Here is a 25,911-nt window from a genome sequence, read left to right as displayed (position 1 = left end):
ATAATTTCCACTATTCACTGATTGGTGAATTAAACCAACGCCAGAACCTACTCACCGGAGACAAGCATGAAACTGATCCACGCCACGGCCCTGGCCGCCATCGCCCTCGTCACCAGCCTGCCCGCCACCGCCCAGCAGGGCTACCCGAACAAGGCCATCCGCGTGATCGTGCCGTTCGCCGCCGGCAGCACCACGGACATCATTGCCCGCGCCATCACGGACAAGATGAGCGCCAGCATGGGCCAGCCGATCGTGGTGGACAACCGGGGCGGTGCCAGCGGCACCATCGGCCAGGCAGCGGTGGCCACGGCCGCGCCCGATGGCTACACGATCATGATCCACTCGTCGTCGCACACGGTGAGCCCCTCCACCTTCGCCAAGCTGTCGTTCGACACGGTGAACGACTTCGCGGGTGTCACGCCCATCTCCTCCACGCCCAACGTGCTGGTGATCGCGCCGAGCAAGAACATCAAGACGCTGCCGCAGCTGGTGGCCAACGCCAAGGCCAACCCCGGCAAGATGAACTTTGCTTCCGCCGGCCAGGGCAGCGCCACCCACCTCAACGCCGAGAAGTTCAAGATGGCCGCTCAGATCGACGCGGTGAACATCCCCTTCAAGGGCTCCGCCGAAGCCGTGACCGAAGTGCTCGCCGGCCGCGTGGACTACTACTTCTCGCCCATCGCGCCCGTCATCGGCCAGATCAAGGAAGGCCAGCTGCTGGCCCTGGCCGTGGGCTCGCCGCGCCGCGCCAGCGCCCTGCCCGACGTGCCCACCACCGCCGAATCCGGCGTGCCCGGCTCCGAATTCAACTTTTGGATCGGGATGATGGCTCCGGCCAAGACCCCGCGCGACATCGTCAACCGCCTGCACGACGAAGTGGTGAAGGCCCTGGCCACGCCGGAAGTGAAGGAACGTTTCCTGAAGCTGGGCGCCGACGCCTGGACGCTCAAGCCCGAGCAGTTCGATGCCTACATCAAGGAAGAAATCAAGAGCAACGCCTCGCTGGTGAAAGCCGCCGGCCTGCAAGTGACCAACTGACCCGTTTCATCCAACCCACGGGTTTTCACAGAGAGAAGAGAAGGAACTCAACGATGGCCGTTCAACAACTCGGGATCATCATGCACGGCGTGACCGGACGCATGGGCATGAACCAGCACCTGATCCGCTCCATCTGCGCCATCCGAGCGCAAGGCGGGGTGACGCTGTCCAACGGCGACAAGGTCATGCCCGACCCCATCCTCATCGGCCGCAACGCCGAGAAGATGGAAGCGCTGGCCAAGGCGCACAACATCGCGCGCTGGGGCACCGACCTCGACGCCGCACTGGCCAACCAGAGCGACACGATCTTCTTCGACGCCGGCACCACGCAGATGCGCCCCGCCCTGCTGGCCAAGGCCATCCGCGCGGGCAAGCACGTGTACTGCGAGAAGCCCATCGCCACCAACCTCAACGAGGCGGTGGAGATCGCGCGCCTGGCCGAAGCCTCGGGCCTCAAGCACGGCGCCGTGCAGGACAAGCTGTTCCTGCCAGGGCTGCGCAAGCTCGACATGCTGCGCCGCGCCGGCTTCTTCGGCCGCATGCTCAGCGTGCGCCTGGAGTTCGGCTACTGGGTGTTCGAAGGCGACCTGCAGCCCATCCAGCGCCCGAGCTGGAACTACCGCAAGGAAGACGGCGGCGGCATGATCCTGGACATGATGTGCCACTGGCGCTACGTGCTGGACAACCTGTTCGGCGAAGTGAAGTCGGTCTCGTGCATCGGCACCACGCACATTCCCACCCGCTGGGACGAAGCCGGCAAGCCCTACGAGTGCACGGCCGACGACGCGGCCTACGCCACCGCCGAACTCACCGGCCACAACGGCGAACACGTGATCGCGCAGCTCAACATGAGCTGGGCCACGCGCGTGAACCGCGACGACCTGGTGACCTTCCACGTCGACGGCACGCACGGTTCCGCCGTGGCCACGCTGACCGGCTGCAAGGCACAGAGCCGCGTGAACACGCCGCGCCCGGTGTGGAACCCGGACGTGAAGAACACCATGAACTTCTCCGAACAGTGGCAGGACGTACCGGACACCCAGGTGTACGACAACGGCTTCAAGATCCAGTGGGAACACTTCATCCGCCACGTGGTGGAGAACGAGCCCTACAAGTGGACCCTGCCCGAAGGCGCCAAGGGCGTGCAACTGGTGGAAGCCGCGCTGGAGAGCTGGGAACAGCGCCGCTGGGTCGACGTTCCTCCGTTGAAAGTCTGACGGCATGGCCATCTCGCTCACCCTCCCCAACGCCTCGGGCAAGCTCGAGGCCTACACCCTGCGCGGCACGGCCCCGGCCAAGCCCGCCAGGGGCGTGAAGTTCAACCGCATCGCCTACTCGGCAGCGCACGTGGTGGCCGACCCGCTCGCCGCCATCGACCCGTGGCTGCAATGCGGCGTCGACTGGGACGCCACCATCGCCTACCGCCAGCACCTCTGGTCGCTCGGCCTGGGCGTGGCCGAGGCCATGGACACCGCGCAACGCGGCATGGGCATGGACTGGCCCACCTCGCTCGAACTCATCCGCCGCTCCATCGACGCGTCCAAAGACGTGCCCGGCGCCTTGCTCGCCTCCGGCTGCGGCACCGACCACCTCGCGCCGGAAGACGTGACGTCGGTCGACGAAGTCATCGCCGGTTACGAAGAGCAGATGGCCGCCATCGAGAAACTCGGCGGCAAGCTCATCGTCATGGCCAGCCGTGCCCTCGCCCGTGTGGCGAAGAGCCCGGCGGACTACGAGCGCGTGTACGACCGCATCCTGAGCCAGGCCCAACAGCCCGTGGTGCTGCACTGGCTGGGCGACATGTTCGACCCGGCGCTCAAGGGCTACTGGGGCAACGTGGACGCCGACAAGGCCATGGACACCGCGCTCGCCGTGATTGCCGCGCACCCCGAGAAGGTGGACGGCATCAAGATCTCCCTGCTCGACAAGGACAAGGAAATCGCCATGCGCCGCCGCCTGCCCAAGGGCGTGCGCATGTACACCGGCGACGACTTCAACTACGCCGAACTCATCGCCGGCGACGGCCACGGCCCCGAGATCACCCACGGCCAGAGCGACGCGCTGCTCGGTATCTTCGATGCCATCGCCCCCGCCGCCGCCGCCGCGCTGGGCGAGCTCGCGCAAGGCAACACGCAGAAGTTCCACGACATCCTCGGCCCCACCGTGCCGCTGTCGCGCCACATCTTCGCGGCGCCCACGCGCTTCTACAAAACCGGCGTGGTCTTCATGGCCTGGCTCAACGGCCACCAGACGCACTTCAGCATGGTCGGCGGCCAGCAGAGCACGCGCTCGTTCCCGCACCTGGCCGAGCTGTTCCGCCTGGCCGATGCCGCCAACCTGCTGGAAAAACCCGATCTGGCCGTGCAGCGCATGAAGTCGCTCGCGGCCGTGCACGGGGTGGCATGACATGCGGGACTTCTCCCAGGACCACCGCGCGCTGTCCATCAACACCGCCACGGTTCGCAAGAGCCGGGGGCAGGACCTGCCGCTCACCGACATTCTCGACGCCTGCGCGCGCCACGGCATTCCCGCCGTGTCGCCGTGGCGCGACCAGGTGGCCGCCGTCGGCCTCAAGACCATCTCGGCCCAGGTGAAGTCGCTCGGCCTCAAGCTCTCCGGCTACTGCCGGGGCGGGATGTTCACCGCCACCGACGATGCCGGCCTGCAACTGGCGCGCGACGACAACCGCCGCGCGGTGGACGAAGCCTGCGAACTCGGCGCGCCCTGCCTCGTGCTCGTGGTGGGCGCCCTGCCCGGCGCCCTCGCCGGCAAGGCCGCGCACAAGGACATTGCCCACGCACGCCAACAGGTGAGCGACGGCATTGCGGAACTGCTGGAGTACGCCAAGGCCAACGGCATGCCGCTGGCCATCGAACCGCTGCACCCCATGTACGCGGCCGACCGCGCCTGCATCAACACCATGGAACAGGCGCTGGACGTGTGCGACGCACTCGACCCCGGCAAGACCGGCGCACTCGGCGTGGCCGTGGACGTGTACCACGTGTGGTGGGACCCGAAGCTGCAAGCCCAGATCGAACGCGCCGGCCACAGCCGCCTGCTCGCCTTCCACGTGTGCGACTGGCTCACCCCCACCACCGACCTGCTCAACGACCGCGGAATGATGGGCGACGGCGTGATCGACATCCCCCGCATTCGCGGCTGGGTGGAAACGCAAGGCTTCAACGGCTTCAGCGAGGTAGAGATTTTTTCCACCGGCAACTGGTGGAAGCGGGATCACGATGAGGTGTTGAAGACTTGTATTGAGAGGCACCGCAGTGTCGTCTGACCTCTCGATTCGTTGATTCATGAGGGCACCCGGTGGGTGCCCTTTTTCTTTGCCATGACCAGGTGACGTGATTTTTGCGGATCCCGTGTGGGAAGCATTCCGCCAGGATGGCCGGAATCGGCCAGAAGCAGCCGTCCGGATCGTTTTGCCAATGACCGAGTGGTTGCGGAGCTTGCCTCCGGACATTGCTGGCCGTCTTATTCTGTAAGTTTCCCGTGCATTTACGTTCAGGCCTCTAAAAGCGCGTAGCCTTGGGACCCCTTGGCACACTAGGAGATCACTCATGGTCAAAGTCGCTTTGTTCGTTCGTCTCGAAGCGAAACCCGGCAAAGAGAGCGCGGTTGAGAGCTTCCTGATGAGTGGCCTCCCCCTGGTCATGGAGGAGCCCGTCACGACGGCCTGGTTTGGCATACGTCTTGGGCCGACAACCTTCGGGATCTTCGATGCCTTCCCCGATGAAGCGGGAAGACAGGCGCATCTCTCCGGCAAGGTCGCAGCAGCCTTGATGGCAAAGGCCGGAGAACTGTTCTCTACGCCGCCAACCATCGAGAAGGTCGACGTGCTCGCAGCAAAATTACCCGGCTAGCAAGCCGAAGCCCATCTGGTCACACGCGTGGCGCAGCGCTTGGGAACAAGCGTTGCATCAGCGCAGGGCCGGCGACTCCGTGGCGGCGGTCATCACAGCATTGCTGATGCCGCCCCGTTCCTTGCGTTCGTCCGCCAGGATGAGCGAACCCGTGGTGCGCTGCTGAATGCGGCGCTGTTCGCCACGCTGGGTGACGTCGTCCAGCACCGCCACGAACCACATCAGCAGCAGGCCCGCCGCCGCGAACAGAACCCACACCAGCGCGTTCGAGAAGAAGGTGAACCACGAGTCGTCACGTGGGGTGGGCAGGCTGCGCAGATGGTTCATGGTGGGCTCCTCGGTGCGTTGTGGGTTGGACGCATGATCTCCGCGTGCAACGCTGCGGCCTGTCGGCACACAACGGTGTCGCGCGTAGGAGCTTGCCGACAACAGGCCGCTGCCGTCAGGGCACGGCGGCCCTGATCCGTCCCGCCAGGGCGAGACGTCAGAACATCCGGTCGCGGTCGATCAGGCCGCTCTGCACGAACGCTTCGCGCAGCGCCTCGTCGTTGAACACGCCGCAGCGCTCCAGCACCTGCAGCGTGTTGCCGCAGCGGCCGCGCATGCGCGCGGTCTGCGGGGCTTCACCGGCCACCTTGGCCAGCACGCGGTCCCGCGCGGCGGCATCGAGCCCCGCATCGCCGAGGATGCGCTGGTGGAAGCCCTTGTCCCAGGTATGGAAGGCCGCGATGATGCGCGGCAGCAGCCGCCCGAAGAAGGCCTGGCTGCCGGCATCCAGCCGGGGCCAGATGTGCTCGAACAGGTGGGCGAAGTAACGCGCGTGCACCCATTCGTCTTCCAGGTGCGCGAGCAGCATGCCTTGCACGCCCGAGTGCGCGGTGGCGCGCATCACGTCGACGATGGCCTTGCTGATCATGGTTTCGCCGACGAAGCCGACCATGAACCAGGCCATGTCGCGCCGCTCGGCCGGGGTGTCGGCCACGAGAGCTTCGAGCGTGGCGATCTTGAGGTTGGGGCCGTCGCTCAGGTCCATGCCGAATGCCTGGCGGATGCTGCGGCTGGCGTGGGCGGTGAAGTAGGCGTGGTAGCCCTCGTCGGTGTAGAGCTTGAGGGCGTCGAGCGCGAGGACTTCGGGGATGAAGGCGCGCAGGCGGTTTTCGGCGATGACCTGGGCCGCCACGTTCACGATGCGGTGTTCGGTCAGCGTCATGTCGTCGAGAAAATGCACCAGCCGCGCGGCGAAGAGCCGGTTGCGTTCGGCCAGGCCGAGGGAGCGCAGGGCGGGATGGGCCATGAGTTCGTCCGACTCGCCGAAGACGAATCACCGCACGTTGCTGAAATCGCCGGAGCCACCGGAGAGATCGAACTCCGTCAGCGATGGTTTGGCGCGCACGGCCGACGTGTCGATCCAGCCCTCCAGGGGCGAACGCTCATCCGCCTTTTGCTTGCGCATGCCGGCTCAGGCCGGTTCCGAGACGCGCTTGAGCTGCCCGGGTGGGTCCGCGACCATGGCGTCGAGCGCCTTTTTCACCACACCCTGTGCGTTGACCGGGCGCAGCAGGCGGCTGGCGATCAGGCGCTCGCAGCTGCGCTTGGTCATGGAGTGTGGGCGCCCTCCCCGGCTCACGAACATGAACAGCGTGCCCTTGCTGCTGGCCCAGATGAGCTGGGCGCGCAGCCACTCACGGTGCGAGTACAGGTCAACCCAGTCGCCTTCACGCAGGCCCGCCAGCGTGGCGGCGGCGTTGATGTTCTCGGGTTCGGCCTCTTCGGCCAGCGAGGCGGCCTGGGAATCGTCCGCACTGGCACGGGCGAGCACCTGCGTTTCTTCAAGGTCGCCGTGGTCGGTCGGCATGGTGTCCTCGAAGCCGGCAGCTTCCAGTTCGCGTTTGCCCAGCCAGGGCTGGGCGCGGGGTTTGGGTTTGCGCTGCTCGGCGGTGGCCGGCAGGGTTTCGTCAAGCTCCATGGACATGGAGGAAGGAATGTCGTCCAGCGGCATGGCGCCCGAGCCTTCGAACTGCGGCAGTCCGGACTGGCTGGCATCGGCGCGGATGCGCGCCCGGCGCAGGCCGAGCACCGGCTGGTGCAGGCGCATGAGGGCGTCGAAGAAAGGCTTGGTTTCGTCGCGCGTCTTGCCGAGCATGTCCAGCCCCGCATGCAGCGTGGCCAGCATGCCGGGCACCATGGCGAAGAGTTCCTTGGGCCGCTTGAGGGTGACTTCCTTCTTCACGCTCCACAGGAGGTTGGACACCACCTTGCGGTAGCCACCAGGGTCGGCCTCGCCGTCGGGGGCACCGAGCCTGGCCGAGGCGATCACCAGCGACCAGGGGCCGTAGAGGAAGTCGAGGATCACGCCAGGCACGTTCTCCACATCGGGTCGCTGACTCAGGTCCCAGGCGATCTGGTCGGCCATGGCCTGCCGTTCTTCGGCATAGCGGATGGACTGCAGGCTGTTGTCCTGCAGCGCGAGTTCCTTCTGGTCCTGCGCTTCCCAGCCCGCCCGCAGCTCAGCCAGCACATCGGCGAAAGGCTCGGGCTCGCGCGTGGCGGTGGCGTTGAGTTCGTTGAACGCCTTCTGCACCGGCTGGAAGAAGCTGTTGAACTCTTCCGTGAACTCGTCGTTGAACTTGAAGCTGCGCTGCGCCACGCTTTCAATGAGGCGGCGCGCAGGGTGCTGGTCTTCGTTGAAGAAGCGCGGGTTGGCCATGGCCAGCCGCAACAGCGCGGGCTCCAGCGCCACCACAGCCTCGCGCACCGGGCCGAGCAGCAGCGGGTCGCTTGCCACCTGGCCAACCAGCGTGCGCACCAGGTCAAGGCCCACCGCCTGGCTGACGCGCTGCGCCTTCTGCTTGAGGTGCATGAGCACGCGCGAGCGCTCGTGCGCGGCCGCGTACGTGCCCCAGGCCTTGTGGCTCAGCTGGCTGGAAATGCCGATCTCGCGAGCGGGACGATCGACCACGGGCAGATCGCGGTACTGCGTCTGCTGCTCCAGGATCATCGATTCGTCGAGCACGGGGATCGCAGCGAACGCCTCGATGGCGGCGAGCTCTTCGCTCACCTGCTCGTAGTAGTCCGGCGTCAGGTGGCGGTCGAAGTGCTGGCCACCCTTGTTCAGGAATTCGTGGAAGACCTGATGGTCCTCGCCCGGCTGCATGCGCGCCAGGGACTGCATGGGCGGCAGCTGGTCGGCGCGGGACCACGAGGGCGAATGGTGCCCGCTGTGGCCCGAGTCGCCCACATCCTGCCACTGGCTGTTGCGCGAAACGCCCAGCCCCGCCGCGCGCGACGACAGGCCCAGGCCGCCAGAGCGCGTGGACAGACCACCCGAGCGCGTTGAGGCGCCGGCATCTTCCACCAGGCGCACGCGGTAGCCGGCTTCCTGCACGTTGGCACGTTGCAGGATCAAGGCCACGCGCTCATAGAGCTTCTGCAGCTCGCGGCCCAGCGCATCGCCCATGTGGCGCAGCCAGAGCGCGCGCACCTCCGGCTCGGATTCGGCCGACGACATGAGTTCGCGCAGCGCCCGTACAAAGACGGAGGGCCGCATGGGATTGCGCTCGGCCTGCACGGTCTGCAGGCCGATGACCGAGCTCATCAGCGCGTCGAGCACGCCGAGTTGTTGCTCCAGCACGGGCATGAGGCTGTGCACCAGACGGGCCGATTCGAGCGACTCGTTGACGGCATCGTCTTCCACCAGGGAGAGCAGCGATGGCGATTCGGACAGCAGCGCCGGCCGCGAGGTGTTGGCCTCGGGGGAGGCCATGAGCGCGTCGCGCAGATGGTCTGCGAAGGTACGCCCCCATTGAATCTTGTTCTGCAGCAGGCCCCACCACGCAAGCGCCAGCCGATCGCGCTGGGCCACTTCCTTCGATGCCTTCTCGGCCGCCTGAAGGCTGGCGATGGCCGAATCCGCGCAGCGCGCCAGCAATTCGGGCGCGCCGGAAAGTGCTTCCTGAAAGCACTGCTGAAGCAAACGGGAGGGCGCCGTCATGGGCGGTAAACGGAAATCTGCCAACGGGTGGGGGTATGTATCAAGATGCTTTTATACCCGCTGGCACGTCCGCCGGCATGAAGGACGTCAAATATTCGGCAGCCGGGCGCAACACCGGCATCGGCGGCGACCCCGACGAAGTCGCACCAAAAGGGTTCAGGCCGGCGTCAGCGCCGTGCGACGCACGCGGCGCACATTGAACGCACTGGCGATCAGCACCGCCTGCACCACCGCCAGGCCGATCAGCACGCCACGGAACTGGCCGTGGTCCATCAGCACCCCGAAGATCAGCGGCGACACGGCCTGGCCGATGTCCAGCCCGGAGTACACGACGCCGTACACGCGGCCCGTGGAGTTCTCGGGCGTGGACCGCTTGACCAGCAAATCGCGCGAAGGCCCGGCGATGCCCGCCGAAAAGCCCATGGCACCGAACAGCACCGGCACGGCCGCGGCCGGCACATGGGCCAGGGCCAGCAACAGCGCGATGCCGGCGGCCAGACCGAAGCCGACGCCCACCACACGCTCGCAGCGCTCCGGGTCAACGGCCAGGAACCCGCCCAACACCATGCCGCCGGCCGAGCAGACCATGTAGATCGACAGGCACACCGCCACCAGAGCCATCGGCACGTTGTGCAGATGACGTGCGGCCTCGGGCGCGAAGGCCTGGACCACGCTCAGCGACATCGCGTAGAAAAAGAAGAAGCCGAAACACATCCACACGGCCGGGATGCGCAGGAAGGCCATGGAGTGCTCGCCAGCCTGCAGTGCCCCCGTTGCCGGCTTCGGCGCCGCGGGCAGACTCAGGCGCTCGCGGTTGAACCACAGCACCGCCAGCACGGCAAAGGCCAGCACACCGGCGCTGGCGAGCGCCGCACGCCAGGAATACGCCATCGCGATGGGCACCATCATGGCCGGTGCCAGCGCCCAGCCAAGGCTGCCGGTGATGCCGTGCACGCTGTAGGCATGGCCCAGGCGCTGCGGGCTCACCTTGCGGTTGATGAGGGTGTAGTCCACCGGGTGGAACACCCCGTTGCCAATGCCGGCCACGATGGCAAAGAACGCCATCATCCAGTAACCGGTGCTGGCGGCGAAGCCGAAAGCCGCCACCCCCAGCATCGCGAGACCCGCAAAAAGCACCGGGCGCGGGCCCAGGCGATCCACCACGAAACCCGAGGCGGTCTGTACCGCGCAGGAGGTGACGAAGAAGATCGTCATGAGAAAGCCGAGTTCGGCGTAGCTGGCGTTGAGCGCGTCCTTCAGCCACGGAAACAGCGGTGCCAGGAGGAGCTGGCTGAAGTGGCTGACCATGTGGGCGAGGCCGATGAGGCCGATCAGACTGGCGTCCTGCCGCAGGGCCACAGGCGGCAGGGAATGGGTGGTGCTGGAAGAAGACATGGCGAGATCGTAGACCTCTGCGGGCATGCAGGATCGCGACGATCTGTCAGAATTCGTTGAAATTCCGCCAACGCACCAAAACCATGCCACGCGTCAAACCTGGCCCCACGCCGGTCGGCGACACCGACCCCTTCACGCCAGACGAAGCACGGCCGGTTCGGGTGCGCGCGCGTGCCCTCAGTGCAGACACCCACTTCGAGCCACACCGCCACCCTTGGGGCCAGCTGGCGTACTGCGCGACCGGTATCGTTCAGGCAATGGCGGTTCCCCAGGAAACCAGCCTGCAGGCCGTCACCTACATCGTGCCGCCCTCGCGAGCGGTGTGGATTCCTCCCGGCATGCGCCACGCGGTCACCGTGCGCGAGGCCGCCGAGCTGCGCACCCTATACATCCACGCGGGCTCGGCGCCACCGGGCTGGGAGTCGTGCCGCATGATCGTGGTCTCATCGCTGCTGCGCGAGCTCATCCAGGCGATGGACGCGGCGACCCGCCGTGCCGCCGAGCCCACGCGCGACCGGCTGCTCACCGAACTGGTGCTCGACGAACTGGCCCACGCTGACACGCAGACGCTGGGCGTGCCCATGCCGAGCGACAAGCGCCTGCGCACCCTGTGCGAAGCGGTGCTGCGCGCGCCCGGCGAGAAGGCCACGCTGGCGGAATGGGCCGCGGACACCGGTGCCAGCGAGCGCACCGTGGCCCGGCTGTTCCGCGAGGAGCTCGGCACCACCTACCAGCAATGGCGGCAGCAGGCGGTACTGGCACACGCCTTGCCTATGCTCGCCCGGGGCATGTCCATCGGTCAGGTGGCGGCGGCCACCGGTTATGCCAGCGACAGCGCGTTCAGCGCCATGTTCAAGGCGGCCATGGGCCATCCGCCAACGCGCTGGGGCTTGCGGGCCGGCGGTCAGCAGCGCTGAGAAGCCACCGACGCGCGGCACAGACCCGAGTTGTGCTTCAAGCGGCTGTCATATCTGACAGGCAGCATGGCAGATCTGCGGACCAGAATCGCCGCAGAGATCAGGGAGATAAAAAATGAACGACACCCGGCGTTACGCCAAGACACCCCGTGCCTGGGAGGCCCTGGCACGCCCCGACGTGGTGGGACGACAGGCCCACACACTGCTTCTGATGGCCAACGGCCGGCGCACCGAAAGGGAGCTGGCCCTTCTGCTCGGTGGCGACGTGAAAGAACTGCTGCAGAGCCTGCACCAGCGAGGCTACCTGCACTGCGCTGCCAGTGCCACCACATCGGAGGACGACGACGCACTGGCGGGCGCGTGACGGCGCTGGCCGGGCACCGCGTCAGAACAGGCGCTTGAGCAGCCCCATCACCCGGGCGAAACGCGGCCCATAGGGCGGATAGAACAAGTGCCCCATCGCCCAACGCGACTGCACCAGCACCGGTTTCTGCTGGGTGAAGCGAAGGAAACCCGATTCGCCGTGGTACGAGCCCCAGCCGCTCTCGCCCACACCCCCGAAGGGCAAGCCCTCGTGGGCCACATGCATGAGCGTGTCGTTCACGGTCACGCCCCCGCTCACGGTGCGCGACAGCAGGCGGTCACGCGCAGCGCTGTCGGCACCGAACCAGTAGAGCGCCAGTGGGCGCGGGCGCAGGTTGATGAAGGTGATGGCATCGTCCATGCCGTCATACGGAACCACCGGGAGGATGGGGCCGAAGATTTCCTCATGCATCAGGCGCAGGTCGGGCTCAGGGTCGAACACCAGTGCGGGACTCATCTGGCGCGCTGCGGTGCCCCCGCCTCCGGCGGGCGCCACATCCACCACACGGGCCCCGCGGGCCCGGGCCTCTTCGAGCAACGCGTTCAGGCGTGCCTGATGCCGTTCGCTCACGATGGCCGCATAGTCGGGGTTGCCCGCGATGGTGGGAAACAGCCTGGCCGCCGCTGCGGTGTAGGCCCGCTCGAACGCGGCTTCCTGGCCGCGCGGCAGCAGCACGTAGTCGGGCGCGATGCAGGTCTGGCCAGCATTGAGCAACTTGCCGTGAGCGATCTTGACGGACGCGTCCTCAAGATCGCAAGAGGCATCCACCACGCAGGGCGACTTGCCGCCCAGTTCGAGCGTGGTGGGCGTGAGGTTGGCGGCCGCGGCGGCGGCGACCAGGCGTCCGACCTGGGTGGAGCCGGTGAAGAACAGATGGTCGAACGGCAGCCGGGAAAACTCCTGCGCCACATCAGGGCCACCCACCACCACGCTGAATTCATCGGCGGCAAACGCCTGCTGCACCAGAGAGGCCATGAGGGCCGAGGTGTGGGGCGTGAGCTCGCTGGGTTTGAGCATCACGCGGTTGCCCGCCGCCAGCGCCGTGGCAGCGGGGCCGAACGTGAGCTGCAAAGGGTAGTTCCACGGGCCGATCACGCCCACCACGCCCAGCGGTTGACGCTGGATGTGCGCACTGGCGGGTTGCAGGTACAGGGGTGTGGCCACGCGGCGCGGCTTCATCCAGCGCGCCAGGTGTTTGTCCACCTGCGCCATGCCGGCGCGCAGCACGAAAAGGTCGGCCGCTTCGGTGAGTTGGGGCGAGCGGACGCCGAAATCCGCCTGCACGGCTTCGGCCAGGGCCTGCGCATGGGTGTCGACCAGGGAACGCAGACGGCCCAGCCGGTCCCGCCTGAGTGCCAGGGGCACATCCACCTGGGCGCGGCTGGCGTTGTACTGAGCGTCGAACAGCGCCCGCAAGGGTAGTGTGGGGGGTATCTGCGTCATGGAGACCATGATAGGCCGCACCTCTCCTCGGGACTAGAGCCAGGCCCCCATCCGCGACGGACGGGGGCGCGCTCATGCGTCAGGTTTCGGCGACCGCGTCGCCGAACTCGAACACGCCCGGGTTCTGCACCGGGTCCACGTCCACCGGGATGGCGGACTTGGGCGGGTAGCGCCCTTCCAGCAGGTACTTCGAGAGGGGGTTCTCGATGCGCTGCTGGATCGCGCGCTTGAGCGGACGGGCACCAAACACCGGGTCGAAGCCGACTTTGGCCAGCTCGGCCAGCGCGGCCGGGGAAACCTGCAGGTGCAGGTCCATCTTCTGGAGGCGCGACTCGAGCACCTTGAGCTGTATCGCGGCAATCGATTCGATGTGTTTCGCGTCGAGCGCGTGGAACACCACGGTCTCATCGATGCGGTTGAGGAACTCGGGCCGGAAGTGGTTCTTGAGCTCGCCCCACACCGCCTCCTTCACCTCGTCGTACGGCTCGCCCACCATCGCCTGGATCATGTGCGACCCGATGTTGCTGGTCATGACAATCACGGTGTTCTTGAAGTCGACCGTGCGCCCCTGCCCATCGGTGAGGCGACCATCGTCGAGCACCTGCAGCAGCACGTTGAACACATCAGGATGGGCCTTCTCGACCTCGTCGAGCAGCACCACGCTGTAAGGTTTGCGGCGCACCGCCTCGGTGAGGTAGCCGCCCTCCTCGTAGCCCACGTAGCCAGGCGGCGCGCCGATCAGGCGGGCCACCGAATGCTTCTCCATGAACTCGCTCATGTCGATGCGGATGAGCTGCTCTTCGCTGTCGAACAGGAAGCCGGCCAGTGCCTTGCACAGCTCGGTCTTGCCCACACCGGTAGGGCCCAGGAACAGGAAGGAGCCGGTCGGCCGGTTCGGGTCGGAGAGGCCCGAGCGCGAGCGGCGGATGGCATTGGCCACGGCGCCGATGGCCTCGTCCTGGCCGACCACGCGTTCGTGCAGCTTGCCTTCCATCAACAGCAGCTTGTCGCGCTCGCCCTGCATCAGCTTGGACACCGGAATGCCGGTGGCGCGTGCCACCACTTCGGCGATCTCTTCCGCTCCGACCATGGTGCGCAGCAACTGGGGACGTCCGCCCTCCTTCTTGCCCGCTTCCGCAGCCTGCGCTTCCTTGAGCTGTTTCTCCAGCTCGGGCAGCTTGCCGTACTGCAGCTCGGACACCTTGGCGAGATCGCCCTTGCGGGTGAGTTCGGTGATCTGCAAGCGAACGCGGTCAATTTCCTCGCGCAGGTGGGCAGAACCCTGGGCCTGCGCCTTCTCGGCTTTCCAGATGTCTTCGTAGTCGGCGATTTCCTTGCGCAGCCGATCGATTTCTTCCTGAAGAAGCCCGAAGCGCTTCTGCGACGCCTCGTCCTTCTCCTTCTTCACGGCCTCGGCCTCGATCTGCAGCTGGATCAGCCGGCGGTCGAGCCGGTCCATCACCTCGGGCTTGGAGTCGATCTCGATCTTGATCTTGGCGGCGGCCTCGTCGATCAGGTCGATCGCCTTGTCGGGCAGGAAGCGGTCGGTGATGTAGCGATGGCTGAGTTCGGCCGCGGCGACGATGGCCGGGTCGGTGATGTCCACGCCGTGGTGAACCTCGTACTTTTCCTGCAGGCCACGCAGGATGGCGATGGTCGCCTCCACGCTGGGCTCACCCACCAGGATTTTCTGGAAACGGCGCTCGAGCGCGGCGTCCTTCTCGATGTACTTGCGGTACTCGTCGAGCGTGGTCGCGCCCACGCAGTGCAGTTCACCACGCGCCAGCGCCGGCTTGAGCATGTTGCCCGCATCCATCGCGCCTTCGGCCTTGCCCGCACCCACCATGGTGTGGAGCTCATCGATGAAGACGATGGTCTGGCCTTCGTCCTTGGCCAACTCGTTGAGCACGGTCTTGAGGCGTTCCTCGAATTCGCCACGGAACTTGGCGCCGGCCAGCAGTGCGGCCATGTCCAGGCTGAGCACGCGCTTGCCCTTCAGCGAATCGGGCACCTCGCCCGCCACGATGCGCTGCGCGAGGCCTTCGACGATGGCGGTCTTGCCCACACCGGGTTCGCCAATCAGCACCGGGTTGTTCTTGCTGCGGCGCTGCAGCACCTGGATGGCGCGGCGGATCTCGTCGTCTCGACCGATCACGGGGTCGAGCTTGCCCAGCCGTGCGCGTTCGGTGAGGTCCAGCGTGTATTTCTTGAGCGCTTCTCGCTGCCCTTCGGCCTCGGGGCTGTCCATCTTCTGGCCACCGCGCACGGCCGTGATGGCGGCCTCCAGGCTCTTGCGGCTCAGGCCGTTCTCGTTGGCCACTCGGCCCAGTTCGCCCTTGCTGTCGGTCAGGGCCAGCAGGAACAGCTCGCTCGCGATGAACTGGTCGCCGCGCTTGATGGCTTCCTTCTCTGTCGCCTGCAGCAGTTTGGCCAGCTCGGGGCCGACCTGGACCTGGTCCTGGCCCTGCACTTCGGGCAGGCGCTTGACGGCGGCTTCGGCCGCCTTGGCCAGGCCCGGTACGTTGACACCTGCGCGCTGCAGCAGCGATTGCGGGCCGTCGGCCTGGCGCAGCAACGCGAGCAGCAGATGGGCCGGCTCGATGTAGGCATGGTCCGCACCCAGGGCCAGCGTCTGCGCTTCGCCGAGGGCTTCCTGGAACTTGGTGGTGAGTTTGTCGAGACGCATGGAAAGGCTCTCCGTGAATTCAGAACTGCCCCACAAATGGCACCGATCACCCGGTTTTCAAGGCGCGCCGTCAGCATGCCCGCGTATTCGCGCACCTGGCTTGACGCGGATCAAACCGCCCCGGGATCGGCCGGCTGCCAGTAAGCGTAAGGCCACGCGGTGGAAAAGCCCAGCCGCCGGTAGAGCGACAGCGCCGGGGCATTGCTGGCGTCCACCTGCAGGAAGACCTGCTCGATGCCGCACCGGGCGGCCTCTGCCGCCATGGCCTTCAGCAGACGAGCCGCGAGCCCCCGCCCACGTTGCGCCGCCGCAGTGCGCATGCCGTGCACCCCCAACCAGCCGTGGCTGAAAGACGCGGCCCCGCAAGCCACCGTCTCGCCCCCCTCGCGCAGGCTGGCAAACCGCGTACCCGTGGCCCGCGCCAGAGAGTGGGCACGGCTGGCGCCGTCCACGGGATCCAGGCCCGGGCCAAGGAACATCGCCATCCAGGCATGGTCAGGTGCATCTGCCAGCGCCACATCGGGGTCGGGGTCCACGGCCGGCAGCGCGTGAACCGGGGTCGTCTGCGTCAGCGTGGGCTTTGCACGCACGAAGCCGCGTTGTGCCAGCGAGCGCTGGAAGTCTTCGAATGCAGGCAGATCTGGCAGACGGAACGACGGGACGAAACCCCGTGCGACGTAGCGCGCCAGCAAAGGCTCCAGCAGGTCGAGATCTGGCGCGCCATGATGAAGCGGGACCGCGCTGCGCGCCCGCCCCACGGTGCCGCTGTCCATGGGCAGCAACCAGCCGGGCAACGACTCCACCACCTCCGGGGCGACCGCCTGCAACGTAGCGCGTTCGATGGCTTCGATGTCGCCGGCGCTGGACATCGTGCAGGTCAGCCGTTGTGAGACTCGATGCCCCAGCGGGCGAGTGCGGCGTCGTCGCTCACGCGGGCATCCACCCAGCGCGCGCCTTCGGGTGTCTGCTCTTTTTTCCAGAAAGGCGCCTGCGTCTTGAGGTAGTCCATGAGGAACTCGCAGGCCTTGAAGCTCTCGCCCCGGTGCGCGGAGGTGACGGCCACCAGCACGATCTGGTCCAGCGGCTGCAACAGGCCAACGCGGTGGATCACCCGCGCCGCGTACAGATCGAAGCGGCGGAAGGCCTCGTCGATCATCGCCTCGATGGCCTTTTCCGTCATGCCGGGGTAGTGCTCGAGTTCCATGGTGCTCACGTGCTGACCGTCGTTGCGATCCCGCACGGTGCCGATGAAGCTGCAGACCGCGCCCACCCGCGCGTCCTGCTGGCGCAGCCGGGCGACTTCGGCGGACAGATCGAAGTCCCCGGTCTGGATGCTGACGCGCGCGCTCATGTCAACCACCTGTGACCGGAGGGAAGAACCCGACCTCGGCACCGTCGACCAGTGCAGCGGCCTCGTCACTCATGGCCTGGTTCAACGCCACGCGCACGGCCTTGCCGGGGGCGAGCACGTCTGCATAAACGCCGCCACGCGCGACCAGTTCGGCACGCAGCGCGGCGAGCGTGGCGGCCTGCGTCTGCACCGACTCGCTGCCCGTGCCGATGGCTTCCCGGATGGAGGCGAAGTAACGCAGCTGGATGTTCATGCAAGCAGGTCCGAAAAGGAGATGTAGGACACCGGGTCACCATGGGCGATGGTGGTGCCTGCGGGGTTGTCGACCAGGCCATCGGCCCACACCGTGGAGGTGAGCACACCGGAGCTCTGGTTGGGGAACAGGTCCAAGCCACCTGCCGCGTTGCGGCGCACACGCAGGAACTCGCGGCGCTTGTCGGCCCTGGGTAGCGTGAAGTGCGCAGGCAGTGTGATGGCGGCGGGCAAGGGCTGGAAGCGTGCTGCAGGCACGCCCTGCAGTTTGAGCAGGAATGGCCGCACCAGCAGCAGGAAGGTGACGAAGCTGGAGACCGGGTTACCGGGCAGGCCGATGAAGTGGCAGTTCTGCCCAGCCGCGCTGCGTCGCACGGTGCCATAGGCGAAGGGCTTGCCTGGCTTCATGCCGATCTGCCAGATATCCAGGCGGCCCAGCTGCTGCACCGATGGCTTGATATGGTCTTCCTCGCCGACCGACACCCCCCCGCTGGTGAGAATCAGATCGTGCTGTTCCGCAGCGGACTGCAACGCGGCCAGCGTGGCCTCTCGCTGGTCGGGCACGATGCCAAGGTCCGTCACTTCGCAGCCCATGCGCTGGAGCAGGTTTCGCAGGAAGAAGCGGTTGGAGTTGTAGATGGCGCCGGGCTTCATGGCCTCTGGCGGCACCTCCCCTGGCATCACGAGTTCGTCTCCCGTGGAAAAAAGTGCCACCCGCGGGCGCACCACCACACGAAGCTCGGCCAGCCCCAGGCTCGCCGCGAGCCCGAGGCCCGCAGGCGACAGCCGCTCACCGCGCGCAAGCACCACAGCCCCGTGCGTCACGTCTTCCCCTGCACGGCGCACCCACTGGCCGCGCTGCGGCACCGCCTGGATGTGCACGGCGTGGATGTCTCCACCGACTTCGATGGTGTCCTCCTGCATCACCACGGCATCGGCGCCGGCGGGCATGGGTGCCCCGGTGAAGATGCGCGCACAGGTGCCCGGCTCCAGCGGCCCGCCGGCCTGCCCGGCAGCAATGCGCTGGCTCACCCGCAACACCTGGCCTGGCTCGAGCACATCGGCAGTGCGCACGGCGTACCCGTCCATTGACGAGTTGTCTTTGGGCGGCACTTGCAGGGCGGATACGAGGTCCTGCGCGAGCACGCGGCGGTCCGCATCGAAAGTGGCCACCGTCTCGGTTCCAGTGAGCGCGTCGACGCGACCCAGGAGGTCGGCCATGGCGTCGCCGAGTGGCATCAGGGGAGCACGGCCGGCAGGCGGTGAAGAAGCTTTCATGGCGTGAGGTGGCGGTTTGTCGAAGAAGGCGGATGGGCCTGCATTGTCGAACAAGCCGGGCGCTGCGTCACCGCCGGGGCCGGATTCCAGCGCGCGCCCAGGGGCAGAATCCCCCGGACGCCCCCAACCACTCACGCCGGTGTGCAGTGCTCGGCGATGTAGGCCTGGACGGCCGCAGTTCGCGCGGACATCACCTTCACGCGCTTGGGCAGCGCCTCGATGCCGTGGAACTGCGCCGGGCGATCGGGATGCTGGCCCAGCGCTTCGACGATGGTCTCTGCGAACTTGATGGGCAACGCCGTTTCCAGCACCACCATCGGTGTGCCGGCCTCCAGGTGCTCACGCGCGACCTTCACGCCGTCAGCGGTGTGGGTGTCGATCATCACGCGATGGCGCTGGAACACGTCACGGATGGTGTCGAGCCGGTTGGCGTGTGTGCTCTTGCCGCTGCGGAACCCGTAGTGGCGCGCGGCCTCGGCGAACGCGGGATCGGCGCTCAGGTCGAACCGCCCCTCACGCGACAGGCCTTCGCCGAAAAAGGCCTTGACCCGATCGCCGTTGCGGCCCAGCAGATCGAACACGAAGCGCTCGAAGTTGCTGGCCTTGGAGATGTCCATCGAGGGGCTCGAGGTCTCATGCGTGTCGGCGCTCCCGCGCACCCGGTACACACCGGTGCGGAAGAATTCGTCGAGCACATCGTTCTCGTTGGTCGCGACCACCAGCGTGCGGATCGGCAGGCCCATCTGCCGCGCCACGTGACCGGCGCACACGTTGCCGAAGTTGCCGCTGGGTACGGTGAAAGACACCTGCTCCGTGTTCTCCGAAGTGGCCTGGAAATAGCCGGCAAAGTAGTAGACGACCTGAGCCAGCAGGCGCGCCCAGTTGATCGAGTTCACCGTGCCGATCTTGTGGGCGCGCTTGAACGCGAGGTCGTTGCTGACGTCCTTGACGATGTCCTGGCAATCGTCAAACACACCTTCGATGGCGATGTTGTGGATGTTCTCGTCCATCAGGCTGAACATCTGCGCCTGCTGGAACGGGCTCATGCGGCCGTGCGGGCTGAGCATGAACACACGCACGCCCTTCTTGCCGCGCATGGCGTACTCGGCCGCGCTGCCCGTGTCGCCAGAAGTGGCCCCCAGGATGTTGAGCTCCTCGCCACGGCGAGCCAGTTCGTACTCGAACAGATTGCCCAGCAACTGCATGGCCATGTCCTTGAAGGCCAGCGTCGGTCCATTCGACAGGGCCTCCAGATAGAAGCCGTCGTCCAGCTTCTTCAAGGGCACGATCTGCGGTGTGCCGAACACGGCCTCGGTGTAGGTCTTGTCGCACAGGGCTCGCAGATCGGCGGCGGGGATGTCGTCGATGTAGAGCGAGAGAATGTCGAATGCGAGGGCGGCGTAGCCCCCCGGTTTGCCACCGTTGAACGACGCTCGCAGGCGCTGCAGCGCGGCACCGTCGATCTGAGGGTAGCGCTCGGGCAGGTACAGGCCACCATCGGGCGCCAGGCCTTCCAGCAGGATTTCGCAGAAGCGCTTGCGGTCGGCGTGGCCGCGCGTGGAGAGATAACGCATCAGTTCAACTCTTCCTTGCGGATGCGCACGATGGGTGCCAGCACGGTCGGCAGGTTCTGCAATTGCGCCAGCGCGTCGTTCATGGTGCCTTCGCGCGTATCGTGGGTGAGGATGATCAGGTCGGTGGACGTACCGCCTTCACCGCTCACCTCATCGGCTTCGCGCTGCAGCACGGCGTCGATGCTGATGCCCGCGCCGGCCAGCAGGCCGGTGACCTTGGCCAGCACGCCGGCCTGGTCGGCCACGCGCAGGCGCAGGTAGTAACTCGTCACCACCTCGCTCATGGGCAGCACCGCCACGTCGCTCAGTGCATCGGGCTGGAAGGCCAGGTGAGGCACGCGGTGGTGGGGGTCGGCGGTGTGCAGGCGGGTGATGTCGACCAGGTCGGCAATCACGGCGCTGGCCGTCGGCTCGCTGCCCGCACCCTTTCCGTAGTAAAGCGTGGTGCCCACGGCATCGCCGTTCACCACGACCGCGTTCATCGCGCCCTCGACATTGGCGATCAGGCGCTTGGCAGGCACCAGGCTGGGGTGCACGCGCAGCTCGATGCCTTCGGTGGTGCGCTTGGTGATGCCCAGCAACTTGATGCGGTAGCCCAGTTGCTCGGCGTACTTGATGTCCGTGGCACCCAGCTGGGTGATGCCTTCCACGTGGGCCTTGTCGAACTGCACCGGGATGCCGAATGCGATGGCGCTCATCAGCGTGACCTTGTGCGCCGCGTCCACACCTTCGATGTCGAACGTCGGGTCGGCTTCGGCATAGCCCAGGCGCTGGGCCTCCTTGAGCACGACGGCGAAGTCCAGCCCCTTGTCGCGCATCTCCGAGAGGATGAAGTTGGTCGTGCCGTTGATGATGCCGGCAATCCACTGGATGCTGTTGGCGGTCAGGCCCTCGCGAAGCGCCTTGATGATGGGAATGCCTCCGGCCACGGCGGCTTCGAACGCCACCATCACGCCTTTGGCGGAGGCCGCCGCGAAAATCTCGGTGCCGTGCACGGCCAGCAAGGCCTTGTTGGCCGTGACCACATGCTTGCCAGCAGCAATGGCTTCCAGCACCAGCGACCTGGCGATGCCATAGCCACCGATGAGCTCGATCACGATGTCGATCTCGGGGTTGGCGATCACGGCGCGGGCGTCATTCACCACCCTGACGTCCGGACCCACGATGGATTGCGCGCGGGCCGTGTCGAGGTCGGCCACCATGGTGATCTCAATGCCACGACCGGCACGGCGGCGGATCTCTTCCTGGTTGCGCTTGAGCACGTTGAACGTGCCACTGCCTACGGTGCCTATGCCCAGAAGGCCTACTTGGATCGGTTTCATGTCGGTCATGGTTGGGGAGCAGAGAAATCAGGTGCCGTGGCGTTTTCGCCAACTCTCGAGAAATCTGGCCACGCGCTGGATGGCCTCGCGCAGGTCATCTTCATGGGGCAGGAAGACGATGCGGAAATGCTGGTTGTCCGGGTAGTTGAAGCCAGAACCCTGCACCAGCATCACGCGCGTCTCCTGCAGCAGTTCCAGGAACATCTGCTGGTCGTCGTCCACCGGATACAGCTTGGGATCGAGGCGCGGGAACATGTAGAGTGCCGCCGATGGCTTGACGCAGCTCACCCCCGGAATGGCGGTGATCAATTCGTAGGCCAGGTCGCGCTGGCGGCGCAGGCGGCCGCCCTCACAGACCAGATCGTTGATGCTCTGGTAGCCACCCAGCGCAGTCTGGATTGCCCACTGGCCCGGCACATTCGCACACAGCCGCATGTTCGAGAGCATGTTCAAGCCCTCGATGTAGTCCCTGGCGGGCTTCTTGTCACCCGAGACCACGAGCCAGCCAGCGCGGTAACCGCAGGAGCGGTAGCTCTTGGACAGCGAATTGAAGGTCAACGTGAGAACGTCGTCCGACAGGCTGGCGATGGCGGTGTGCTTCACGCCGTCGTACAGCACCTTGTCATAAACCTCGTCGGCGAAGATCACCAGTCCATGCTCGCGCGCGAGCTCGACGATCGCCTTGAGCAGGTCGTCTGAGTACAGCGCGCCAGTCGGGTTGTTCGGGTTGATCACCACAATGCCCTTGGTGGCTGGCGTGATCTTGCGGCGGATGTCGTCAAGGTCGGGCATCCACCCGTTCGATTCCTCGCACATGTAGTGCACCGGCGTGCCACCGGACAGACTCACCGCAGCCGTCCAGAGCGGGTAGTCGGGAGCGGGCAGCAGCAGCTCATCGCCGTCGTCCAGCAGCGCATTGGTCGCCATCACGATGAGCTCGCTCGCCCCGTTGCCGAGGTAGATATCCTCCAGCGCCACGCCCTTGACGCCCTGCTTCTGCGTCTCGTGCATCACGGCCTTGCGCGCCGCGAAAATCCCCTTGCTGTCCGAGTAGCCGGCCGAGTTCGGCAGGTTGCGGATCATGTCCTGCTGGATCTCCTCGGGCGCATCGAAGCCGAACACCGCCAGGTTGCCGATGTTGAGCTTGATGATCTTGTGGCCCTCTTCCTCCATCTGGCGCGCTGCGTCCATGATGGGCCCACGGATGTCGTAGCAGACGTTGGCAAGCTTGGCGGATTTCTGGATGGTTTTCAAAGTCCCTCCAACGGGCGTTGGGTCAACATCGACGGGGTCCCGCCACAAGAGGGCGGGCGTTATATTTGCGGTCTGGTCAGCAGGGAAAACCTGCAATTTGACCACAGTTCCCCCACTGTCCTGATCACCCATCACCCCATGAAACTCCACGCCGACAAGCTGGACACGCAGTCCATCACCTCCTACGGCGAGGGGTGGATTGCCGTGAACGGTCAGCGTCAGACCGGCAGCCTCATCCTGGCCTCGGGTGGGCAACTGCTGGCCTGGGACTGTCAGCGCCTGGAAGACCTGACCCCGGCCCACTTCGAGCAACTGGCGAATGTGATGCCCGAAGCCCCCGAGCTGGTGGTGTTTGGTAGCGGATCACGGCTGCGCTTCGTCCGGCCCGCGCTGTTGCAGGGCCTGATCGAACGGCGCATTGGCGTGGAAACGATGGACACGGCAGCCGCCTGCCGGACCTACAACATCCTGGCCGGCGAAGGCCGGCGCGTGGTGGCGGCCTTGCTGATCGAGGCCTGATTCCGCCAATTGGTGACCGCGTTCCCCGTCCCCGAGGCGATGACGGGAAACCCCAATCAGGGTAAAATAGCGGATTGTTTCCTGCCACGAGGTCGTCTGTATGTCGGCTACAGGGCCCGTCGTGAAGCAGCCGGGAAGCCAACGAATCACCACCAACTTACGTCAGGGGTCCACGCAGTATGGCAGTCGTTGTCAACAAACCCATTCCCGAATTCGAATCGCAGGCCACCGGCGGCGTGAAGGTCAGCAACCAGACCCATCTTGGTCAAACCATCGTTCTGTATTTCTATCCCAAGGACAATACCCCCGGTTGCACGACCGAGGCCATGCAGTTCCGCGACAAATACAAGGATTTCGTCAAGGCTGGCGCACAGGTTTTCGGCGTCTCGCGGGACAACATGAAGTCGCACGACGACTTCAAGACCAAGCTGGAACTGCCCTTCGAGCTGATTGCGGACACCGAAGAGAAGATGTGCCACATGTTCGGCGTGGTGAAGAACAAGATCATGTACGGCAAGAAGGTCAAGGGCATTGAGCGCAGCACCTTCCTGATCGGGCCGGATGGCGTGCTCAAGCAGGAATGGCGCGGTCTGAAGGTTCCTGGCCACGTGGAAGAGGTGCTCAAGGCAGTCAAGGCGCTCAAGAAAGCGGCCTGACCTGTCTCGTGCCGGCCTCTGAGGGCCGGTCGATGTAGGGGATTTCAGGGTCACCGGACTCGTGCATAATGAATTCATGACACCGGGAAGCGCTTCAGCCCCACCCTCTTTCGATATGTCTCGCAGCACTCAAAGCCGCCCGGTTTTCCCGGCGGCTTTTTGTTTTCCGGCCTTGCGCTGAATTACCAAGCCCTCCATGCCACTGCCTCCCGCCCCTTCCAAACGCGCAGCCCTGCTAGCCCCCGACGCCTACTCCCTTCGAGCCGCCGAAGAGCCGCTGGACCTGAACCCGGTCCTGGAGCCGTCCATGCCCCCTGCCGTTGCGCCCCAGGCACCGGCCGCCCCGAGTGCGAAGACCAAGGCTCGTGGCCGACAACCGGCCGCTTCAGGCGCCCGCATCCAGGCAGAAGCCCCGGCGCCCGTGGCCCCCGCGCGCGCGCCGGTTGTGGCAGCCCCTGCCACCCGTCAACCTGCGGCCGAAGCATCTGCCGATCGCACGCCCCCCGCCACGAACAGCAACCGCCGCCGCACGACGGGCAAGGCGGCCCACCAAGGGCCTGCGCGCCTGTTTGTGCTGGACACCAATGTGCTGCTGCACGATCCGATGAGCCTGTTCCGCTTCGAGGAACATGACATCTTCCTGCCCATGATCGTGCTTGAAGAGCTCGACGGCCACAAGAAGGGCATGACAGAGGTTGCCCGGAATGGCCGCCAGACCAGCCGGACGCTGGACGCGCTGGTCGCCCAACAGGGTGGCGACATGACCAAGGGCCTCAAGCTCTCCGCCACTGGTCACCAGTCGGCGCGTGGCCTGCTCTTCTTCCAGACCGAGCCGCTGGACAACGCCCTGCCCTCCAGCCTGCCCCAGGGCAAGGCCGACAACCAGATCCTGGGTGTGGTGCACGCCCTGCGCGAACGCCACCCGCAACGTGAAGTGATCCTGGTGTCGAAGGACATCAACATGCGCGTGAAAGCGCGCGCCCTGGGTCTGGCGGCCGAGGACTACCAGAACGACAAGACGCTGGACGATGGCGAACTGCTCTACGCGGGCGCCCTCGCGCTGCCGCAGGACTTCTGGACACGCCAGAGCAAGACCATCGAGAGCTGGCAGAGCGGCAGCCATACCTTCTACCGGGTGAGCGGTCCATCGGTCGGGCAGTTCTACATCAACCAGTTTGTCTACTTCGAGGCCCCCGGGGAACCTTCTCTGTACGCACGGGTGACCGAAATCCGCGACAAGACCGCGGTGCTCAAGACGCTGAAGGACTACACCCACCTGAAGAATGCCGTGTGGGGTGTGACCAGCCGCAACAGGGAGCAGAACTTTGCGCTCAACCTGCTGATGGACCCGGAAATCGACTTTGTCACCCTCGCCGGCACGGCCGGCACGGGCAAGACGCTGATGGCACTGGCCAGCGGCCTGACCCAGGTGCTGGACGACCGCCGCTACACCGAAATCATCATGACCCGAGCCACGGTCAGCGTGGGCGAGGACATCGGCTTCCTGCCCGGCACCGAAGAGGAAAAGATGGGCCCGTGGATGGGCGCGCTCGATGACAACCTCGAGTTCCTCGCCAAGGGCGACGGCGGCAACGCTGGAGAATGGGGGCGCGCAGCCACCAACGAGCTCATCCGCAGCCGCATCAAGGTCAAGAGCATGAACTTCATGCGCGGCCGCACCTTCATGAACAAGTACGTCATCATCGATGAAGCGCAGAACCTGACGCCCAAGCAGATGAAGACCCTGATCACCCGCGCCGGCCCGGGCACGAAGATCATCTGCATGGGCAACCTGGCGCAGATCGATACGCCCTACCTCACCGAGGGATCGTCCGGCCTGACCTACGCCGTGGATCGGTTCAAGGGCTGGCCGCACGGCGGGCACATCACGCTGGCCCGGGGCGAACGGTCTCGCCTGGCCGACTTCGCGAGTGAAGTGCTCTGAACACGTGGTCGCCCACAAAAAACCCGGCCTTGGCCGGGTTTTTTGTGGGCCGCC

Annotated in this window: 24 protein-coding genes; 10 read left to right on the top strand and 14 right to left on the bottom strand. The window is 66.0% G+C overall.

The window, feature by feature from the left end:
• Nucleotides 1-66 precede the first annotated feature (66 nt).
• From J2X09_RS09925 to J2X09_RS09905, 5 genes are all read left to right on the top strand, one after another.
• The gene (locus J2X09_RS09925; protein WP_204733049.1) at nt 67-1,038 is read left to right on the top strand and encodes a tripartite tricarboxylate transporter substrate binding protein; all 972 of its coding nucleotides are present in this window, start codon (nt 67-69) and stop codon (nt 1,036-1,038) included.
• Nucleotides 1,039-1,091: 53 nt separating this feature from the next.
• The gene (locus tag J2X09_RS09920; RefSeq protein ID WP_204733050.1) at nt 1,092-2,255 is read left to right on the top strand and encodes a Gfo/Idh/MocA family protein; all 1,164 of its coding nucleotides are present in this window, start codon (nt 1,092-1,094) and stop codon (nt 2,253-2,255) included.
• A gap of 4 nt (nt 2,256-2,259) precedes the next feature.
• The gene (locus J2X09_RS09915; RefSeq protein ID WP_204733051.1) at nt 2,260-3,444 is read left to right on the top strand and encodes a dihydrodipicolinate synthase family protein; all 1,185 of its coding nucleotides are present in this window, start codon (nt 2,260-2,262) and stop codon (nt 3,442-3,444) included.
• A gap of 1 nt (nt 3,445) precedes the next feature.
• A complete protein-coding gene (locus tag J2X09_RS09910) occupies nt 3,446-4,324 on the top strand; it encodes a sugar phosphate isomerase/epimerase family protein (RefSeq protein ID WP_204733052.1) in 879 nt (292 codons plus the stop codon).
• A 283-nt stretch (nt 4,325-4,607) separates the two neighbouring features.
• The gene (locus J2X09_RS09905) at nt 4,608-4,910 is read left to right on the top strand and encodes a putative quinol monooxygenase (RefSeq protein ID WP_204733053.1); all 303 of its coding nucleotides are present in this window, start codon (nt 4,608-4,610) and stop codon (nt 4,908-4,910) included.
• A gap of 57 nt (nt 4,911-4,967) precedes the next feature.
• Here J2X09_RS09905 and J2X09_RS09900 read toward each other — a convergent pair whose 3' ends face one another.
• From J2X09_RS09900 to J2X09_RS09880, 5 genes are all read right to left on the bottom strand, one after another.
• Nucleotides 4,968-5,237 carry a hypothetical protein gene (locus tag J2X09_RS09900; RefSeq protein ID WP_204733054.1) on the bottom strand — a complete coding sequence of 90 codons (270 nt, stop codon included), beginning with the start codon at nt 5,235-5,237 and terminating at the stop codon, nt 4,968-4,970.
• A gap of 157 nt (nt 5,238-5,394) precedes the next feature.
• Nucleotides 5,395-6,204, bottom strand: a complete 810-nt coding sequence (locus J2X09_RS09895) for a diiron oxygenase (RefSeq protein WP_204733055.1) — start codon at nt 6,202-6,204, stop codon at nt 5,395-5,397.
• Nucleotides 6,205-6,231: 27 nt separating this feature from the next.
• The gene (locus J2X09_RS09890; RefSeq protein WP_310308129.1) at nt 6,232-6,363 is read right to left on the bottom strand and encodes a hypothetical protein; all 132 of its coding nucleotides are present in this window, start codon (nt 6,361-6,363) and stop codon (nt 6,232-6,234) included.
• A gap of 6 nt (nt 6,364-6,369) precedes the next feature.
• Nucleotides 6,370-8,901 carry a DUF1631 family protein gene (locus J2X09_RS09885; protein WP_204733056.1) on the bottom strand — a complete coding sequence of 844 codons (2,532 nt, stop codon included), beginning with the start codon at nt 8,899-8,901 and terminating at the stop codon, nt 6,370-6,372.
• A gap of 156 nt (nt 8,902-9,057) precedes the next feature.
• Nucleotides 9,058-10,296 carry an MFS transporter gene (locus J2X09_RS09880; RefSeq protein WP_204733057.1) on the bottom strand — a complete coding sequence of 413 codons (1,239 nt, stop codon included), beginning with the start codon at nt 10,294-10,296 and terminating at the stop codon, nt 9,058-9,060.
• An 83-nt stretch (nt 10,297-10,379) separates the two neighbouring features.
• Between J2X09_RS09880 and J2X09_RS09875 the strand changes: the two genes are divergently transcribed.
• A complete protein-coding gene (locus J2X09_RS09875; RefSeq protein ID WP_204733058.1) occupies nt 10,380-11,213 on the top strand; it encodes an AraC family transcriptional regulator in 834 nt (277 codons plus the stop codon).
• Between the two features lie 115 nt (nt 11,214-11,328).
• A complete protein-coding gene (locus J2X09_RS09870) occupies nt 11,329-11,577 on the top strand; it encodes a hypothetical protein (protein WP_204733059.1) in 249 nt (82 codons plus the stop codon).
• Between the two features lie 21 nt (nt 11,578-11,598).
• Here the strand turns inward: J2X09_RS09870 and J2X09_RS09865 are convergent, their stop codons facing one another.
• The 9 genes from J2X09_RS09865 to J2X09_RS09825 form a co-directional block, all read right to left on the bottom strand.
• Nucleotides 11,599-13,020: a coniferyl aldehyde dehydrogenase gene (locus J2X09_RS09865; RefSeq protein ID WP_204733060.1), complete on the bottom strand. Its 1,422-nt coding sequence runs from the start codon at nt 13,018-13,020 to the stop codon at nt 11,599-11,601.
• A gap of 79 nt (nt 13,021-13,099) precedes the next feature.
• The gene (clpB, locus tag J2X09_RS09860) at nt 13,100-15,706 is read right to left on the bottom strand and encodes an ATP-dependent chaperone ClpB (protein ID WP_204733061.1); all 2,607 of its coding nucleotides are present in this window, start codon (nt 15,704-15,706) and stop codon (nt 13,100-13,102) included.
• 110 nt (nt 15,707-15,816) lie between these two features.
• Entirely contained in the window at nt 15,817-16,575 is a 759-nt protein-coding gene (locus J2X09_RS09855) for a GNAT family N-acetyltransferase (RefSeq protein ID WP_204733062.1), read from the bottom strand.
• An 8-nt stretch (nt 16,576-16,583) separates the two neighbouring features.
• The gene (locus J2X09_RS09850; RefSeq protein WP_204733063.1) at nt 16,584-17,057 is read right to left on the bottom strand and encodes a molybdenum cofactor biosynthesis protein MoaE; all 474 of its coding nucleotides are present in this window, start codon (nt 17,055-17,057) and stop codon (nt 16,584-16,586) included.
• Nucleotide 17,058: 1 nt separating this feature from the next.
• Nucleotides 17,059-17,310, bottom strand: coding sequence for a MoaD/ThiS family protein (locus tag J2X09_RS09845; RefSeq protein WP_204733064.1), 252 nt, complete (start codon nt 17,308-17,310; stop codon nt 17,059-17,061).
• A complete protein-coding gene (locus J2X09_RS09840) occupies nt 17,307-18,587 on the bottom strand; it encodes a molybdopterin molybdotransferase MoeA (RefSeq protein WP_204733065.1) in 1,281 nt (426 codons plus the stop codon). The genes J2X09_RS09845 and J2X09_RS09840 overlap by 4 nt, the downstream gene beginning before the upstream one ends.
• Before the next feature lie 131 nt (nt 18,588-18,718).
• On the bottom strand, nt 18,719-20,161 hold the full coding sequence (thrC, locus tag J2X09_RS09835) for a threonine synthase (RefSeq protein ID WP_204733066.1): 1,443 nt from the start codon (nt 20,159-20,161) through the stop codon (nt 18,719-18,721).
• Nucleotides 20,161-21,483: a homoserine dehydrogenase gene (locus J2X09_RS09830; RefSeq protein WP_204733067.1), complete on the bottom strand. Its 1,323-nt coding sequence runs from the start codon at nt 21,481-21,483 to the stop codon at nt 20,161-20,163. The genes thrC and J2X09_RS09830 overlap by 1 nt, the downstream gene beginning before the upstream one ends.
• A gap of 27 nt (nt 21,484-21,510) precedes the next feature.
• Nucleotides 21,511-22,737, bottom strand: a complete 1,227-nt coding sequence (locus J2X09_RS09825) for a pyridoxal phosphate-dependent aminotransferase (protein WP_204733068.1) — start codon at nt 22,735-22,737, stop codon at nt 21,511-21,513.
• A 138-nt stretch (nt 22,738-22,875) separates the two neighbouring features.
• On the opposite strand from J2X09_RS09825, the gene J2X09_RS09820 reads away from it, so the two are divergent.
• The 3 genes from J2X09_RS09820 to J2X09_RS09810 all read left to right on the top strand — a co-directional run bounded on the left by J2X09_RS09820 (nt 22,876) and on the right by J2X09_RS09810 (nt 25,857).
• Nucleotides 22,876-23,256 (top strand): Mth938-like domain-containing protein, encoded by a 381-nt coding sequence (locus tag J2X09_RS09820; RefSeq protein ID WP_204733069.1) that lies wholly within the window; start codon nt 22,876-22,878, stop codon nt 23,254-23,256.
• A 179-nt stretch (nt 23,257-23,435) separates the two neighbouring features.
• Nucleotides 23,436-23,912, top strand: coding sequence for a peroxiredoxin (locus tag J2X09_RS09815; protein ID WP_204733070.1), 477 nt, complete (start codon nt 23,436-23,438; stop codon nt 23,910-23,912).
• A 196-nt stretch (nt 23,913-24,108) separates the two neighbouring features.
• Entirely contained in the window at nt 24,109-25,857 is a 1,749-nt protein-coding gene (locus tag J2X09_RS09810) for a PhoH family protein (RefSeq protein ID WP_204733071.1), read from the top strand.
• Nucleotides 25,858-25,911 lie beyond the last annotated feature (54 nt).

It is taken from the genome of Hydrogenophaga laconesensis (assembly GCF_031457235.1).
GTDB classification, from domain to species: domain Bacteria; phylum Pseudomonadota; class Gammaproteobacteria; order Burkholderiales; family Burkholderiaceae_C; genus Hydrogenophaga; species Hydrogenophaga laconesensis.
This window is presented reverse-complemented; position numbering and strand designations above follow the sequence as displayed.

What these genes read in the sequence shown, in the direction of transcription:
- J2X09_RS09925 (WP_204733049.1), top strand. Translation starts at nt 67, where the DNA reads ATGAAACTGATCCACGCCACGGCCCTGGCCGCCATCGCCCTCGTCACC.
- J2X09_RS09920 (WP_204733050.1), top strand. Translation starts at nt 1,092, where the DNA reads ATGGCCGTTCAACAACTCGGGATCATCATGCACGGCGTGACCGGACGC.
- J2X09_RS09915 (WP_204733051.1), top strand. Translation starts at nt 2,260, where the DNA reads ATGGCCATCTCGCTCACCCTCCCCAACGCCTCGGGCAAGCTCGAGGCC.
- J2X09_RS09910 (WP_204733052.1), top strand. Translation starts at nt 3,446, where the DNA reads ATGCGGGACTTCTCCCAGGACCACCGCGCGCTGTCCATCAACACCGCC.
- J2X09_RS09905 (WP_204733053.1), top strand. Translation starts at nt 4,608, where the DNA reads ATGGTCAAAGTCGCTTTGTTCGTTCGTCTCGAAGCGAAACCCGGCAAA.
- J2X09_RS09900 (WP_204733054.1), bottom strand. Translation starts at nt 5,237, where the DNA reads ATGAACCATCTGCGCAGCCTGCCCACCCCACGTGACGACTCGTGGTTC.
- J2X09_RS09895 (WP_204733055.1), bottom strand. Translation starts at nt 6,204, where the DNA reads ATGGCCCATCCCGCCCTGCGCTCCCTCGGCCTGGCCGAACGCAACCGG.
- J2X09_RS09890 (WP_310308129.1), bottom strand. Translation starts at nt 6,363, where the DNA reads ATGCGCAAGCAAAAGGCGGATGAGCGTTCGCCCCTGGAGGGCTGGATC.
- J2X09_RS09885 (WP_204733056.1), bottom strand. Translation starts at nt 8,901, where the DNA reads ATGACGGCGCCCTCCCGTTTGCTTCAGCAGTGCTTTCAGGAAGCACTT.
- J2X09_RS09880 (WP_204733057.1), bottom strand. Translation starts at nt 10,296, where the DNA reads ATGTCTTCTTCCAGCACCACCCATTCCCTGCCGCCTGTGGCCCTGCGG.
- J2X09_RS09875 (WP_204733058.1), top strand. Translation starts at nt 10,380, where the DNA reads ATGCCACGCGTCAAACCTGGCCCCACGCCGGTCGGCGACACCGACCCC.
- J2X09_RS09870 (WP_204733059.1), top strand. Translation starts at nt 11,329, where the DNA reads ATGAACGACACCCGGCGTTACGCCAAGACACCCCGTGCCTGGGAGGCC.
- J2X09_RS09865 (WP_204733060.1), bottom strand. Translation starts at nt 13,020, where the DNA reads ATGACGCAGATACCCCCCACACTACCCTTGCGGGCGCTGTTCGACGCT.
- clpB (WP_204733061.1), bottom strand. Translation starts at nt 15,706, where the DNA reads ATGCGTCTCGACAAACTCACCACCAAGTTCCAGGAAGCCCTCGGCGAA.
- J2X09_RS09855 (WP_204733062.1), bottom strand. Translation starts at nt 16,575, where the DNA reads ATGTCCAGCGCCGGCGACATCGAAGCCATCGAACGCGCTACGTTGCAG.
- J2X09_RS09850 (WP_204733063.1), bottom strand. Translation starts at nt 17,057, where the DNA reads ATGAGCGCGCGCGTCAGCATCCAGACCGGGGACTTCGATCTGTCCGCC.
- J2X09_RS09845 (WP_204733064.1), bottom strand. Translation starts at nt 17,310, where the DNA reads ATGAACATCCAGCTGCGTTACTTCGCCTCCATCCGGGAAGCCATCGGC.
- J2X09_RS09840 (WP_204733065.1), bottom strand. Translation starts at nt 18,587, where the DNA reads ATGAAAGCTTCTTCACCGCCTGCCGGCCGTGCTCCCCTGATGCCACTC.
- thrC (WP_204733066.1), bottom strand. Translation starts at nt 20,161, where the DNA reads ATGCGTTATCTCTCCACGCGCGGCCACGCCGACCGCAAGCGCTTCTGC.
- J2X09_RS09830 (WP_204733067.1), bottom strand. Translation starts at nt 21,483, where the DNA reads ATGAAACCGATCCAAGTAGGCCTTCTGGGCATAGGCACCGTAGGCAGT.
- J2X09_RS09820 (WP_204733069.1), top strand. Translation starts at nt 22,876, where the DNA reads ATGAAACTCCACGCCGACAAGCTGGACACGCAGTCCATCACCTCCTAC.
- J2X09_RS09815 (WP_204733070.1), top strand. Translation starts at nt 23,436, where the DNA reads ATGGCAGTCGTTGTCAACAAACCCATTCCCGAATTCGAATCGCAGGCC.
- J2X09_RS09810 (WP_204733071.1), top strand. Translation starts at nt 24,109, where the DNA reads ATGCCACTGCCTCCCGCCCCTTCCAAACGCGCAGCCCTGCTAGCCCCC.